This window comes from Micromonospora sp. ALFpr18c (assembly GCF_008868155.1).
In the GTDB taxonomy this organism is placed as follows: domain Bacteria; phylum Actinomycetota; class Actinomycetes; order Mycobacteriales; family Micromonosporaceae; genus Micromonospora.
In genome coordinates this window covers 1-12670 of the sequence record NZ_WBKR01000049.1, presented here as the reverse complement: position 1 = coordinate 12670, position 12670 = coordinate 1, and the positions used below count along the sequence as shown (strand labels likewise).

Sequence of the window (12670 nt, the reverse complement as noted above, 5' to 3'; positions counted from 1 at the left end):
GTGGTGACAGTCCATGCCCCGCGGGGGCCCCGGCTATGCGTCCGCGGGTCGACCAACCGGAGTGGGCCTCTCACCCCAGCCGGGCGAGTGGCGAATCAGACAACTCGGCCAGCAGAGCCGCCGGGTCGTCGTAGACCGCCACCGCCCCGGCACCGGCCAGCTCACCGCGGCTGGTGCCGCCGCAGGTCAGGCCGACGCACGGGATGGTCAGCTTGCCGGCCGCCACGACGTCCCAGGCCGAGTCGCCGACGAAGACCACCCGCTCGGCGTCCAGTCCGGACTGCTCCAGCGCGGCGACCAGGATGTCCGGGGCCGGCTTGCTCTGCTCGGCGTCCGCCGAGGAGGTGACCGTGTCGACGACGTCGTCGGCGCCCAACGCCCGGCGCAGTGCGCCGACCTCCTGCTCCGACGCGCTGGTGGCGAGCACCACCCGCAGGCCCCGCTCGGCGCAGGCGCGCAGCAGGTCGGCCGCCCCGGGCAGCGGCGTCAGGCGTTCCCAGTACTCGCCGTACAGGGTGTCGTGCGCGTCGCGCAGCCGCTGGTCGGCGTCACGGTCCCGTTCCGGGCCGAGCAGGTGGTCGAGGAGCTTGTCCGCGCCCATGCCGATCGATCGGTGCACGGTCGCCATCGGGACCGGCTGGTCGGTCTGGCGTAACGCCTCCCACCAGCACACCGTGTGCAGGTACGTGGTGTCGACGAGGGTGCCGTCGACGTCGAACAGGATCCCGGCGGGTCGGTCGGTGGCCATGCGCGTCCTCCTACCCGCTGTGCGGTCGACTGATTCGTGCCGGCGCGGGCGAAAGGCGTCAGGACGGCACGAGGATCTCGAACCAGACGGTGGAGCCGCGAACCGTCGGATCGGTGCCCCAGGCGTCGCTGAGCTGCTCGATCAGCCCGAGCCCGCGCCCGCGACTGCTCAACGTGTCGGTCCGGGTACGGGTCACGGTGCCGCGGGTGCCGGAGTCGGCGACCGACACCAGCAGCCGCTCGGGGCTGAGGTCGATCTCCACCCGGGCGGCGGTGCCGGCGTGCAGGAGGGCGTTGGTGGTCAACTCGCTCGTGCACAGCACCGCCGCGCCGATCACCGACTCGGGCACCTGCCACTCGGTGAGCTGGCCGGTCATCCAGTGCCGGACCCGGCTGGGCGCGGTCGGCTCCGCCGGCACCTCCATGCTCGCCGAACGGCTCGGCTTGAGCGCGTGCTCGACCGCCAGGACGGCCACGTCGTCCTCGGTGCCGCCGGACACGGCCGCGGTGGCCACCGCGCAGAGCGCGCGGGGGTCACTGCTGCTGGCCTTGGCGACCGCGTCGACGAGGGCGTCCAGCCCGGCGGTGAGGCTCTGCCGCCGGCGCTCCACCACGCCGTCACTGAAGAGCAGCAGGGTGTCGCCGGGACGGAACGCGACGGTGGTGGTGACCGCCCGCCCGCCGAGCCCCAGCGGAGGGCCGGCCGGCAGGTCCACGTACTCGGCGTGGGAACGACCGTCGGGGCCGCTGCGCCGGATCAGCGGAGCCGGGTGACCGGCACTGGCGAGGGTCACCTCCCGGCGGTCCGCGTCGACCAGCCCGAACACCACCGTGACGAACAGTTCGTGCGTACCGGCCTCCGCGCCCAGGCTGGTGACCAGCCGGTCCAGGCCGGCCAGCACCGCGTCCGGGGTGGGGTCGGTCAGCGCCAGCGCCCGCAGCGCCGCACGGACCTGCCCCATCCGCGCCGCCGCCTGCACGTCGTGTCCGGCAACGTCGCCCAACACCACGCCGAGCCCGCCGGTGGGCAGCAGGAACGCGTCGTAGAAGTCTCCACCGGCGGCGTTACCGTCCACCCCGGGGTCGTAGCGGGCCGCGACGCGCAGCCGGGGCAGGTCGGGCAGATGCTCCGGCAACATGCTGCGTTGCAGCAGCTGGGCGGTGCCGTGCTGGGTCTCGAAACGGCGGGCCCGCTCCGCCGCCTGGCCGATCAGCTCACCCGACGCGGCCAGCAACGCCCGCTCGGCGGCCGACCAGGCGTGCGGCGTCTGGAAGCCGACCGCCAGCCCGCCGCGTACCACCGAGGTGCCCAGTGGCAGGGCCGCCATCGAACGGATCTTCTGATCGTGGCGGTCGACCGCGGCTTCCCGCAGTGGCTGGCCGTCGCGGGTGAACGACGGATCGCCCGACCGGGCCACCCGCACCACCGGGGCCGACCAGTCCGCCGGGACGCGTCGCCACAACGGCGGGAGGCGCTCGTCGGCGTCGTCCATCAACTCGCCGCGGACCCGGCGTACCGTCCGCCAACCGCCGCCGCCCTCGTCGACCGAGAACGCCACCTGGTCGGCGTCGAACGTGGTGATCGTGTGCCGCAGCGCCACCCGGGCCACGTCGTCGAGAGTGAGCGTGCCGGCCAGCGCGGCGGCGACCTCGCTGAGGCTCTGCAACTGCTCGGTGACGTGGGTGGTCTCGGCGGCGACCGTCAGCATGCCGACGATCTGACCGGCGCTGTCGCGCACCGGCGAGTAACCCCGGGTGAAGACCGCCTGCTCCACCACGGCGGACTGCTCACGGACCAGGGGGAGGGTGGACTCCTTCTCCAGGAACGGCACGCCCTGCCGGTAGGTCCGCTCGATCACCTCACCGACGCCGGGCAGCGTCCAGATCTCCGCGTACACCTCGGCGGCCGGTCGACCGAGGGCGTCCGGGTGTTTGCTGCCGAGCATTTCGGCGTACCCGGCGTTGTAGAGCAGCACCAGGTCGTCGCCGTACGCCAGCGCCATCGGCATCGGCGAGGCGAGGATCAGCTCGACCACGGCACGGATCGCCGGATCCCACGCCTCGGGCGGGCCGAGCGAGGTGTTGGCCCAGTCGTGGGCGAGCACGGCGGCGGCGTCCGGCCCCGGCCCGGTGGATGCGCCGGGCAGCGGGGTTGCTGGCGTGGGGACTCGCCCGACCGTTCCTGGCATGTCCGCAGCCTATCCGGCCCCCCGACATCGGCATCCGATCATGGCGGCGGGTCGCCGCCGGCATCGCGGCGGTGACTGTTCGGGCAGTTCACGGCCCATCTTCGGCGGCTTGTCGGAAAAAACTCCGCGAGCCGCGCGGACTGCCGCACCGTCGGCCGGGTATGCGCCCGACGCAGTCCATGCGACAGGAGGGACGTCATGCTGAAAACCCTCGCGGTCCGGCAGGCCGACATTGGTGATGCCATCGCCGACACGTGGAGGTCGGTGCTGCTCTTCATCCCGAAGGCAGTGGCCTTCATCGTCATCCTCGTGGTCGGCTGGCTCATCGCCAGAGCGGTCCTCAAGATCGTGGATGCGGTCCTGGAACGGGTGCACTTCGACCAGGCCGTCGAACGCGGCGGCATCAAACGCGCGCTGGAGAGAACGAAGTACGACGCAAGCGACATCCTGGCCAGACTGGCGTACTACGCGGTACTGCTGTTCACGCTGCAGTTCGCGTTCGGGGTCTGGGGACCCAACGCCATCAGTGACCTGATCAGCGGCGTGGTGGCCTGGCTGCCGCGTGCGTTCGTCGCGATCGTCATCGTGGTGGTGGCGGCCGCGATCGCCAACGCCGTCCGGGATCTGGTCACCGGGGCGCTGGGCGGTCTCTCGTACGGCAAGGTCCTGGCCGACCTGACCGCGATCTTCATCATCGCGCTCGGCGTGATCGCCGCGCTGAACCAGGTGGGTATCGCCACGACGGTGACCACACCGGTGCTGATCGCGGTGCTCGCCACGGTGGCCGGCATCCTGATCGTCGGTGTCGGTGGCGGTCTGGTGAAGCCGATGCAGAGGCGCTGGGACGGCTGGCTGGACCGGGCGGCCCAGGAAGCCCGGGCGGTGCAGGAGCACCGGCGGGCCACCGCGGCCGGGCGCGGCGACATGGAGCGGCAGATGGCCGACCGTGGCGGCGAACGCACCCAGGCCATGCCCCGGGTGGACGAGGCCCCGCAGTACCGCGCGTAGCGGGCGGGACGACAGGGTCGTACGGAAAGAGGGTGCTCGCGCTTCGGCGCGGGCGCCCTCGTGCGCGGGTCAGGTCTCGTCGAGCGTGCGAGCCAGCGCGCAGACGGCGAGCAGCCGGGCGTGCGGCCACTCCGGCGCGTCCCAGTCCACCGGGCCACGCGGCGGTGCCCACCCGTGTTCCAGGGCCGCCTCGCGCAGCCCCTCGGCGTAGCCGGCGAGGGTGGCGGCCGTCAGGGGCCGTCGGTCGCCGTCGAGGCTGTCCCGTACGGCGGCGGCGTGCTGGTCGACGAGGGCGAGCAGTCCGGGTCGCGTCGCGGCTGCGGCGAGCCCGACGGTGCCGACGGAGACGGTGAGGGCGGCCAGGGTGGACCGCGCCGAGTCGACGGCGGTACGGGGGGCGACCCGGGTGAACGGCACACGCATGGTGACCGAGGCTAACCGACCGGTGACCGGGCCGGCCTCGGCCGCTCGGGGGTGTCAGCTGCGCCACCGGACGACCCGGGGCTGACCGCGAGGGTTGATCCGGCACAGACGGGGCAGCAGGAGAATCGCGGCACACGCAGGCACAGAGCACGGAGGAGCGATGGGACAGCAGCTGGACGGGCCGGACGAGCAGCACCGCCGGCCGGACGGGGTGAGCGACGCGACGGTCGCCGCGCTGGGCAAGCTCAGCGAGGCGCTGGAGTGCGTGGAACGGGCCCGGGGGCACCTGTACTCGCTGCACCAGCTGATCGGGCACGCCGACCTGATGCTCGGCGACGCCGTGGAGCAGTTCCGCGCGGCCGGGCACCAGCAGCTCGCCGACCGGATCGACACCGAACTGGTGGGTCGCAACGTCATCGCCGGGCGGTGGACCTTCCAGATCGTCGAGGACTTCGACGACGGCTACCACGCGCTGTTCCGGGAGCTGGACCAGCGGGCCCGTGACGAGTTGGTGGGTGGACGGCGGCACCTCTACGAGGCGGAGATGAAGGAGCGCCGCCGCAGCCGGGGCCGGCCGGGGCACGAGGCCCGGCCGGCCAGCGGCAGCTAATCGGTCGCGTCGGCGGGCCGCCGTCGGGCCGCGTCGTCCGCGATGATCACGGTGGCCACCATCAGCGCGACGCAGAGGCTGAACAGCCAGGACTCGTCGGAGACGAGCCGGGCGGAGACCGGCGCCTGCAGCGCGGCGAGCAGGAAGCCGAGCCAGGCGAGCCGGCGCTGACGCGTGGAGAGGATTCCGGAGCCATGATGCATTCCGAAATTCTTACGCGAACTGGCCGGCTTGCCGTCCTCCGATCGGCCGATTCTGGATGAGCTGTCCGTTTTCTCGACCGTCCGGACACCACTTCTTGTCGCGGCGGGCGTACGGCCGGCGACGACGGTAAGGTGCGGCTGCGGCAGGATCTGTCTGGTGTCCACCCCGACCGCGCCGCCCCGCGCGGCACTGCTCCTGCTGGCCTATCTCGCGTTCGTCAGTCTCGGCCTGCCCGACGGCCTGCTCGGCGTCGCCTGGCCCTCGATCCGGGCGGACTTCGACGTACCGACCAAGGCGGTCGGACTGCTGCTCACCGCCGGCACCGTCGGCTATCTGACCTCCAGCGTGCTGGCCGGGTTCACGCTCGCCCGGGTCGGCGTGGGCGCGCTGCTCGCCGGCAGCACCCTGCTGGCCAGCCTGGCGCTGATCGGCTACACGGTGAGCCCCGGACTGACCGTGATCGTGTGCTGCGCGTTGCTGCTGGGCCTGGGCTCCGGCGCGATCGACTCCGGGCTCAACGGGTACGCCGCCGGGGCCTTCGGTCCGCGGCACATGAACTGGCTGCACGCGTTCTTCGGCCTGGGTGTGGCGATCGGCCCGCTGATCATCACCGGCGCGTTGAGCGCCGGATTGGCCTGGCGGTGGGGGTACGGCATCATGGCCGCCGCCCAACTCGCCCTCGCCGCCGCGTTCGCGCTCACCGTGCGGGCCTGGCAGCGCCGCGCTCCCGCCGAGCCGGGCGCCACGCCCGCACCGAGCACGCCACCGGTGCCGGTCCGGAGCACGCTGCTGCTGCCGGCGGTCTGGTCGGGTGCGGCCGGCTTCGCGCTGTACGTGGCGATCGAGGTGTCCGCCGGGCTGTGGGCGTTCCTGCTGCTCACCGAGGGGCGCGGCCTCGGCGCCGCGGTCGCCGGAGTCTGCGTCTCCGCGTACTGGGGGAGCCTCTTCGTGGGCCGGGTGGTGCAGGGCGTGGTGGCCGAGCGGCTGGGCTCCCGGCTCGTGCTGCGTGCCAGCCTGGCCGGGATGACGGTCGGGGCGGCACTGATCGCCGTACCCGGGTCGGCGGCCCTGGCCGTGCTCGGCCTGGTCGTGGTCGGCTTCGCCGCCGCGCCGGTGTTCCCGCTGCTCACCCTCACCACCGCCGACCGGGTCGGCGCGGCCCACGCGGACCGCGCCATCGGCCTGCAGATCGGTGCCGCCGGACTGGGCGCGGCGCTCGTCCCGGGTGGGCTCGGCGTCCTGATCGACATGCTGTCGGTGCAGGTGCTCGGCCCGGCCCTGGTCGTGCTCGCGCTGGCGCTGATCGTGCTGTACGAGCTGGGTGCCCGCCGGCCCGTCCGGCGCGACTTCGCTCAGCCGTTGTCCGGCCCGGTCCGGCCGGTCGTCGACGGGCGGTAGGCGCGCTCCGGGTCGGTCGGCTCCCGGCCGGTACCCCGGGCCTGCCCGGCGCGGTCGGCCGCCGCCGGCCCGTGGCCGAACGCGGCCTCCTCACCGGCGTCGTTGCCGGTCACGTCGTCGGACTGCCCGTCGAGGCTGGAACCCGACACGGCGCGTTCCAGTTCCTCCAACGGAAGCCGTTCCTCGTCCCGCCACACCCTGATCTTGTCGTCGGTCATGTCTTCAGCCGTACCCGGGCGCGATGATCGCAAACGGCGCCGCGCGGGCGGGCTCGGACACGGCGATGGCCGCCGGAACTCCGGCGGCCATCCGTGGTGCGGTGCTCTCCGGATCACGGCTGCGGGCGGTCCACCGTCCCGCGCCAGGCACCGGTCTCCTGACCGCGCCGCTCGATGAAGGTCTTGAAGCGCTCCAGGTCGCCCTTGGCCCGCCGGTCGACGATGCCGAGCTTGTCGCCGGCCTGCTCGACCACCCCGTGCGGTTCGAACTCGAGCTGGAGGGTGACCCGGGTCTTGTCCGTGTCCAGGCGGTGGAAGGTCACCACGCCGGCCTGCTGCGTGCCACCGGTGGACCGCCAGGCCACCCGCTCGTCGGGCAGCTGCTCGGTGATCTCGGCGTCGAACTCCCGCTTCACCCCGGCGACGTCCACCGTCCAGTGGGTCATCGTCTCGGAGAGCTGCCGGACCTCCTGCACGCCCTCCATGAACTGGGGGAACTCCTCGAACTGCGTCCACTGGTCGTAGGCGGTGCGGACGGGTACGGCAACGTCGACGTGTTCGGTAACGCCACTCATGTGGGAACCTCCTTCGGCCGGTGATGGATCGGATCGGGGGGCGATCCGCTCACCAGCGGGTTGTCTCGTTCTTGTGGCCGAGCGCGGCCCACACCTCGGACACCGTCTGGTATTCGGTGCCCTCCGGCAGGCGTTCCAGCGCCGCGAGAATGTCGTCCGGCGCCTCGTTCTCCCGGGCGCTGGCGATGAGCACCAGGCGGTCGCCGGGCAGCGCGCTCATCGAGATGAACCGGCCGAGCCGGCTGCGCTGCTCGACATCCGTGGAGCTCATCCCCTGCGGAGTGCCGGTGCGCAGGTCGCCGGCCGGCGCGGTCGTCGTCTCCGGCTGGTCCTCGCCTGCCGGTTCCGGCACGCGCGACTCCTCGACGCGGGAGCCACCGGTCCCCGGCCCCTGTACGAGGCCGCTGACCTCCTGGCTCATTTGCTCGTCGATCCTCGGTCCGTGCTTGCTGTTGCCACGCTCCATGTCTTCTGCGCTACCCGAGGGCAGGGCCGGTAAACCGGCACCGGACCACGAACCGGCCCTCGGCCGGCCCCGGGACCGGACATCCGGCCCACGGCGGTGCTCAGGTGTCGGCGGGCTTGCGGGGCGGCAACACCGGCTCCTCCGGGTCCGGGTCGCCGGCCTGCAACTGCCGTCCGCGCTGTACCTCGGCGTTGATCTGCACGCCCAGCATCAGCGCCGAGTTGGACAGGTAGAGCCAGACGAGAAACGCGATGGCCGCGCCCAGACTGCCGTAGGTGGCGTCGTACGAGCCGAAGTTGGCCACGTACAGACCGAAGCCGAAGGAGACCACCGCCCAGGCGAGCAGGGCCACCGCGCCGCCGGGGGTGAGCCAGCGGAACCGGGGCTGACGCACGTTCGGGGCGATCCAGAACAGCAGCGACAACAGCACCATCATGATCATGGCGAGCACCGGCCACTTCGCCAGGCTCCACACCGTACGGGCCAGGCCGCCGGCGTTGACCAGATCGCCGACCGCGTCGGTGACCGGGCCGCTGACGATCAGCCCGAGGGCGACCACCGCGAGCAGCACCAGCGTGATCGCGGCCAGACCGATCTGCAACGGCCGCAGCCTCCACACCGGCCGACCCTCGGTCACCCCGTAGATGGCGTTGGAGGCCCGGGTGAACGCCCCGATGAAGCCCGACGCCGACCACAGCGCACCGAGCAGACCGAAACTCAGCAGCAGCTTGGGATTGCTCTGCTCGAGCACCACCGAACGGATCACCCCGACCACGCCACCCTCGTCGTCGGTCAGCACCGAACCGGCGCCCACCTGGTTGGCGAGGTCGACCACCGTGTCGACGGTCTGTTCGCCGGAGGACACCAGGCCGACCAGGGCCACCACCACGATGGCCGACGGGAAGAGCGCCAGGACCCCGTAGTAGGTCAGCGCGGCAGCCCAGTCCGAGCAGTTGTCGGTGACGAAGTTCTGCACGCTGCGGACCAGCACGCCCCGCCAGGTCCGCCAGTTCAGCTGCCGTACCCGCCGGGGCAGCCGGGCGCCCGGCGTGCCGTCGAGCGTCGTACCGGGCTCCGTGGTCGTCATGCCCGCTCCCTGTGCCCCGGCCGCCGGATGACCGGTCGTCCGGTCGGGCCTGGCCCGGCCGGTACCCGCGCCGCGAAATCGACAAACCCGTCCGTCCGGCGCGGATGGTTTGCCGGCCCGCTGCCGGGGAACGCTCACCGACAACCCTGTCGACGCGGAGGAGGACGAGAATGCCCGCGCGCGAGGACATGCCCAGCACGCTGCGACGCTCCCCGGACAAGGCGCAGCGCACCTGGGAGAAGACGCACGACTCGGCGGTGGAGACCTACGGCGAGGGGGAGCGGTCGCACCGCACCGCCTTCGCCGCGGTGAAGCACCAGTTCGAGAAGGTGGGCGACCACTGGGAGCCGAAGGGCCGCAAGGGTCCGAGCGACGCCCAGGCCGCCGGAGGCGGGCCGGAGCGGCGCGCACCCACCGCCGGTGGGGTGGACGCCAACGCCACGAAGGACCATCTGATGTCGGTGGCCCGCAAGCTGGACGTACCCGGTCGCTCCAGCATGACCAAGCCGGAGCTGGTCACGGCCATCGAGAAGGCCAACGACCGCGCCACCCGCAAGGCTCGCGGCGACTGACCCAGCAGACGACGGTACGGGCGGACGCGGCACCCCTGCGCCCGCCCGTTCCGTGTCACCAGTGCCCGCCAGCCGGCGCCTCGATGTGCACCGCCTTCGTGGCGGTGAACTCGTCCAGCAGCTCCGGGCCGTACCCGAAGCCCTGCCCGCTCGCGCCCCGCGGGTGCGCGGCGCCGCCCGGTGCCCCGCCGAACACGGCGTTGATTTTGACGGTGCCCACCGGCAGGTCCCGCCAGGCCCGTTGCGCGTGGCTCATCGACGCGGTCAGCACCGTGGCGGCCAGCCCGTACGGGGAGTCCGCCGCGCAGCGCAGACCCTCGTCGAACGAGTCGACGACCACCACGGGGGCGACCGGCCCGAACGTCTCCTCCCGCACCAGCGGCATGTCGTGCCGGCAGTCGGTGACCACGGTGGCCGGGTAGAACGCTCCCGGCCCGTCCGGCACCTCCCCACCGGTACGCACCCGCGCCCCCGCCGCCACGGCGGCCGCCACCTGCCCGTGCACGTGGTCCCGGTGCCGCCGGTCCACCAGCGGACCCAGCTCGGTGCCCGGCTCCCGGCCCGGCCCCATCCGTAGCGCGCCGGCCCGTCGCACCAGCGCCGCCACGAAGTCTTCGGCCACGTCCCGGTGCACGTAGATCCGCTCCACCGCGACGCAGATCTGCCCCGCGTTGGCGAACGCCCCGAGCGCGGCCTGCTCCGCCGCCCACTCCGGGTCGACGCCGGCGTCGACGACCAGCGGGTCGCTGCCGCCGTTCTCCAACAGCACCTTCGCTCCGGTGCGGGCCGCCGCGGCGGCGATGGCCCGCCCGCTCGCTGTGGCGCCCACGTGGGCCACCACGTCGACCTCCTGGGCGGCCAGCGCCGCCCCGACCTGGGCTCCGCCGGTGAGCAACGACAGCACACCGGGCGGCAGTGCCCCGTCCAGCGCACGCGCCAGCAGCCAACCCGTCGCCGGGGTGCGTTCGCTGGGCTTGTAGAGCACCACGTTGCCGGTGACCAGAGCCGCCCCGAGCAGCCCGCAGGACACCGCCACCGGGTCGTTCCACGGGGTGATCGCGGCCACCACGCCCCGGGGCTGCGGGGTCATGAAGTCCAGCGCGTCCCCCGCACCGTTGAGCGTCCGCCCGCCGCGCAGCGGGGCCAGCTCCGCGTACTGTCGCAGGGTGCCGATGCCCGCCTCGACGCCCCCACGGGCGTCCGCCAGGGGTTTGCCCATCTCCGCGGTGACCGCCGCGGCCAGCTCGTCGGTGACCGCCGACACCGCGTCCGCGGCCCGGTGCAGCGCCGCAGCCCGCGCGGCCGGCGCGGTCGCCGCCCACTCCGCGGCCGCACCGCGCGCCGCCTGGGCCGCCTTGCCGACCTCGTCGGCCGTGGCCACCGGCACCGTGCTGACCGGCGAACCGTCCGCCGGGTCATGGACGACCAGCTCACCGCCGTCGCCGCCCGCACCCCACACCCCGCCCACCAGCTGCGCAACCGTGTACATGCGGCGCTGGATGCCCCGGCCCCGGCGCGGCAAACGCGTTTCGCCCGGTTGCGCGCCGGGTAGCCGGATCGGATGAACACCACCGGCGCCCAGAGCGCGGACGCCGTCGTCGTCGGCGCCGGTCACAACGGCCTCGTCGCGGCGAACCTGCTGGCCGACGCCGGGTGGGACGTGGTGGTGCTGGAGGCGACCGCCGTGCCCGGCGGCGCCGTCCGTTCCGCCGAGGTGACCGCGCCCGGCTACCTCAGCGACCTCTACAGCTCGTTCTACCCCCTGGGGTACGCCTCGCCGGTGCTGCGCGGGCTCGACCTGGGTCGGCACGGCCTGTCCTGGCGGCACTCCCCGGACGTCCTGGCGCACCTGCTGCCCGACGGTCGGGCCGCGGTGATCAACCGGGATCCGGACGTCACCGCCGCCTCCCTGGAGCAGTTCGCTCCCGGTGACGGCAGACGCTGGCTCAACGCGTACGCCGACTGGCTCGAGGTGGCCGAGCCGATGCTGGACACGATCACCACGCCGTTCCCGCCGATTCGCGGCGGGCTGGGTCTGCTGCGCCGGCTGCGGATCGCCGGCGCGCTACGGCTGGCCCGGCGGCTCGTCGTGCCGGTGCGCAAGCTCGGTGACGAACTGTTCGACGGCCCCGGCGGACCGGCGCTGCTGGCCGGCTGCGCCCTGCACACCGACCTGTCCCCGGAGGAGGCCGGCTCCGGAGTGTACGGGTGGCTGCTGGCCATGCTCGGCCAGCAGGTCGGCTGGCCGGTGCCCGACGGCGGCGCGCAGCAGATCACCAACGCGCTCGTCGACCGGTTGCAACAACGCGGCGGGACGATCCTCTACGGCGCCCAGGTCGACCGGGTGCTCACCGCCCGGGGCCGGGCGATGGGCGTGCGCACCGTCGGCGGCACGCTGTGGCGGGCCCGGCGGGCCGTGCTCGCCGACGTGCCGGCGCCGGCCCTCTACCTCGACCTGGTCGGCGCTGCCGCGCTGCCGTCCCGGCTGGTCGAGGACCTGGCGCACTTCCGGTGGGACGGTTCGACGCTGAAGGTGGACTGGGCGCTCTCCGCGCCGGTGCCGTGGACGAACCGGGAGGTGGCCGGCGCCGGCACCGTGCACCTCGGCGCGGACCTGAACGGGCTCACCCACTATGCCGGGGAGCTGGCCCGTGGCGAGCTGCCCCGCGACCCGTTCCTGCTGGTCGGGCAGATGTCGGTGGCCGACCCGAGCCACTCCCCGCCGGGCACCGAGTCGCTCTGGGCGTACACCCACCTGCCGTTCCGGCGGGACTGGCGTGCCGAGGACGTCACCGGGCACGTGCAGCGGATGGAGGACGTGCTGGAGGCGGCCGCCCCGGGCTTCCGGCGACTGATCGTCGGTCGGCACGTGGCCGGGCCGGCCGAGCTGGAGAAGGAGAACCCGAGCCTGGTCGGCGGCGCGCTCGGCGGTGGCGCCGCCGCGGCGTACCAGCAGCTGTTCCTGCGCCCGATCCCCGGCCTGGGGCGGGCGGACACCCCGGTGGACCGGCTCTTCCTGGCCAGCGCGTCGGCGCACCCCGGCGGCGGCGTGCACGGCGCACCCGGCGCGAACGCGGCTCGCGCGGCCCTCGCCCGCGACCGCGCCCTCACCGGCCGCGCCTACGCGGCAGCCATCGCCAAAGCCCACCAAACCGTCTACCCCACCTAACCCC

At 73.6% G+C, this 12670-nt stretch carries 14 protein-coding genes; 5 read left to right on the top strand and 9 right to left on the bottom strand.

Annotated elements, in window-relative coordinates; all coding sequences use genetic code 11:
• Positions 1-70: 70 nt before the first annotated feature.
• Together F8271_RS11855 and F8271_RS11850 are read right to left on the bottom strand one after the other, a co-directional pair.
• The gene (locus F8271_RS11855) at positions 71-748 is read right to left on the bottom strand and encodes an HAD family hydrolase (protein ID WP_151489749.1); all 678 of its coding nucleotides are present in this window, start codon (positions 746-748) and stop codon (positions 71-73) included.
• Positions 749-806: 58 nt separating this feature from the next.
• Positions 807-2936, bottom strand: a complete 2130-nt coding sequence (locus tag F8271_RS11850; RefSeq protein ID WP_151489748.1) for a SpoIIE family protein phosphatase — start codon at positions 2934-2936, stop codon at positions 807-809.
• Positions 2937-3134: 198 nt separating this feature from the next.
• Between F8271_RS11850 and F8271_RS11845 the strand changes: the two genes are divergently transcribed.
• Positions 3135-3944 (top strand): hypothetical protein, encoded by an 810-nt coding sequence (locus F8271_RS11845; protein ID WP_151489747.1) that lies wholly within the window; start codon positions 3135-3137, stop codon positions 3942-3944.
• Between the two features lie 69 nt (positions 3945-4013).
• Here F8271_RS11845 and F8271_RS11840 read toward each other — a convergent pair whose 3' ends face one another.
• Positions 4014-4367: a DUF6401 family natural product biosynthesis protein gene (locus F8271_RS11840; protein ID WP_151489746.1), complete on the bottom strand. Its 354-nt coding sequence runs from the start codon at positions 4365-4367 to the stop codon at positions 4014-4016.
• Between the two features lie 160 nt (positions 4368-4527).
• Here F8271_RS11840 and F8271_RS11835 point away from each other — a divergent pair, with 160 nt between their 5' ends.
• Complete coding sequence (locus tag F8271_RS11835; protein ID WP_151489745.1) at positions 4528-4977, top strand: hypothetical protein; 450 nt, start codon at positions 4528-4530, stop codon at positions 4975-4977.
• Here the strand turns inward: F8271_RS11835 and F8271_RS11830 are convergent.
• Positions 4974-5180: a hypothetical protein gene (locus F8271_RS11830; RefSeq protein ID WP_151489744.1), complete on the bottom strand. Its 207-nt coding sequence runs from the start codon at positions 5178-5180 to the stop codon at positions 4974-4976. The two genes, F8271_RS11835 and F8271_RS11830, sit on opposite strands and share 4 nt — an antisense overlap.
• Before the next feature lie 157 nt (positions 5181-5337).
• On the opposite strand from F8271_RS11830, the gene F8271_RS11825 reads away from it, so the two are divergent.
• Complete coding sequence (locus F8271_RS11825; RefSeq protein WP_151489743.1) at positions 5338-6579, top strand: sugar MFS transporter; 1242 nt, start codon at positions 5338-5340, stop codon at positions 6577-6579.
• Here the strand turns inward: F8271_RS11825 and F8271_RS11820 are convergent.
• The 4 genes from F8271_RS11820 to F8271_RS11805 form a co-directional block, all read right to left on the bottom strand.
• Positions 6534-6797 carry a hypothetical protein gene (locus tag F8271_RS11820; protein WP_151489742.1) on the bottom strand — a complete coding sequence of 88 codons (264 nt, stop codon included), beginning with the start codon at positions 6795-6797 and terminating at the stop codon, positions 6534-6536. The two genes, F8271_RS11825 and F8271_RS11820, sit on opposite strands and share 46 nt — an antisense overlap.
• A gap of 113 nt (positions 6798-6910) precedes the next feature.
• A complete protein-coding gene (locus F8271_RS11815; protein ID WP_151489741.1) occupies positions 6911-7372 on the bottom strand; it encodes an SRPBCC family protein in 462 nt (153 codons plus the stop codon).
• A gap of 49 nt (positions 7373-7421) precedes the next feature.
• The gene (locus tag F8271_RS11810; protein ID WP_151489740.1) at positions 7422-7838 is read right to left on the bottom strand and encodes a DUF2795 domain-containing protein; all 417 of its coding nucleotides are present in this window, start codon (positions 7836-7838) and stop codon (positions 7422-7424) included.
• Between the two features lie 100 nt (positions 7839-7938).
• Complete coding sequence (locus F8271_RS11805; RefSeq protein WP_151489739.1) at positions 7939-8925, bottom strand: YihY/virulence factor BrkB family protein; 987 nt, start codon at positions 8923-8925, stop codon at positions 7939-7941.
• Between the two features lie 170 nt (positions 8926-9095).
• On the opposite strand from F8271_RS11805, the gene F8271_RS11800 reads away from it, so the two are divergent.
• Positions 9096-9497, top strand: coding sequence for a ChaB family protein (locus tag F8271_RS11800; protein ID WP_151489738.1), 402 nt, complete (start codon positions 9096-9098; stop codon positions 9495-9497).
• 55 nt (positions 9498-9552) lie between these two features.
• Here the strand turns inward: F8271_RS11800 and F8271_RS11795 are convergent, their stop codons facing one another.
• Positions 9553-10986, bottom strand: coding sequence for an aldehyde dehydrogenase (locus F8271_RS11795; protein WP_151489737.1), 1434 nt, complete (start codon positions 10984-10986; stop codon positions 9553-9555).
• Between the two features lie 72 nt (positions 10987-11058).
• Between F8271_RS11795 and F8271_RS11790 the strand changes: the two genes are divergently transcribed.
• On the top strand, positions 11059-12666 hold the full coding sequence (locus tag F8271_RS11790) for an NAD(P)/FAD-dependent oxidoreductase (RefSeq protein WP_151489736.1): 1608 nt from the start codon (positions 11059-11061) through the stop codon (positions 12664-12666).
• The last annotated feature ends 4 nt before the right edge of the window (positions 12667-12670 follow it).

Coding starts and splice junctions, on each gene's coding strand:
- F8271_RS11820 (WP_151489742.1), bottom strand. CDS start 6,797: ATGACCGACGACAAGATCAGGGTGTGGCGGGACGAGGAACGGCTTCCG.
- F8271_RS11835 (WP_151489745.1), top strand. CDS start 4,528: ATGGGACAGCAGCTGGACGGGCCGGACGAGCAGCACCGCCGGCCGGAC.
- F8271_RS11800 (WP_151489738.1), top strand. CDS start 9,096: ATGCCCGCGCGCGAGGACATGCCCAGCACGCTGCGACGCTCCCCGGAC.
- F8271_RS11805 (WP_151489739.1), bottom strand. CDS start 8,925: ATGACGACCACGGAGCCCGGTACGACGCTCGACGGCACGCCGGGCGCC.
- F8271_RS11850 (WP_151489748.1), bottom strand. CDS start 2,936: ATGCCAGGAACGGTCGGGCGAGTCCCCACGCCAGCAACCCCGCTGCCC.
- F8271_RS11845 (WP_151489747.1), top strand. CDS start 3,135: ATGCTGAAAACCCTCGCGGTCCGGCAGGCCGACATTGGTGATGCCATC.
- F8271_RS11830 (WP_151489744.1), bottom strand. CDS start 5,180: ATGCATCATGGCTCCGGAATCCTCTCCACGCGTCAGCGCCGGCTCGCC.
- F8271_RS11810 (WP_151489740.1), bottom strand. CDS start 7,838: ATGGAGCGTGGCAACAGCAAGCACGGACCGAGGATCGACGAGCAAATG.
- F8271_RS11795 (WP_151489737.1), bottom strand. CDS start 10,986: ATGTACACGGTTGCGCAGCTGGTGGGCGGGGTGTGGGGTGCGGGCGGC.
- F8271_RS11855 (WP_151489749.1), bottom strand. CDS start 748: ATGGCCACCGACCGACCCGCCGGGATCCTGTTCGACGTCGACGGCACC.
- F8271_RS11790 (WP_151489736.1), top strand. CDS start 11,059: ATGAACACCACCGGCGCCCAGAGCGCGGACGCCGTCGTCGTCGGCGCC.
- F8271_RS11840 (WP_151489746.1), bottom strand. CDS start 4,367: ATGCGTGTGCCGTTCACCCGGGTCGCCCCCCGTACCGCCGTCGACTCG.
- F8271_RS11815 (WP_151489741.1), bottom strand. CDS start 7,372: ATGAGTGGCGTTACCGAACACGTCGACGTTGCCGTACCCGTCCGCACC.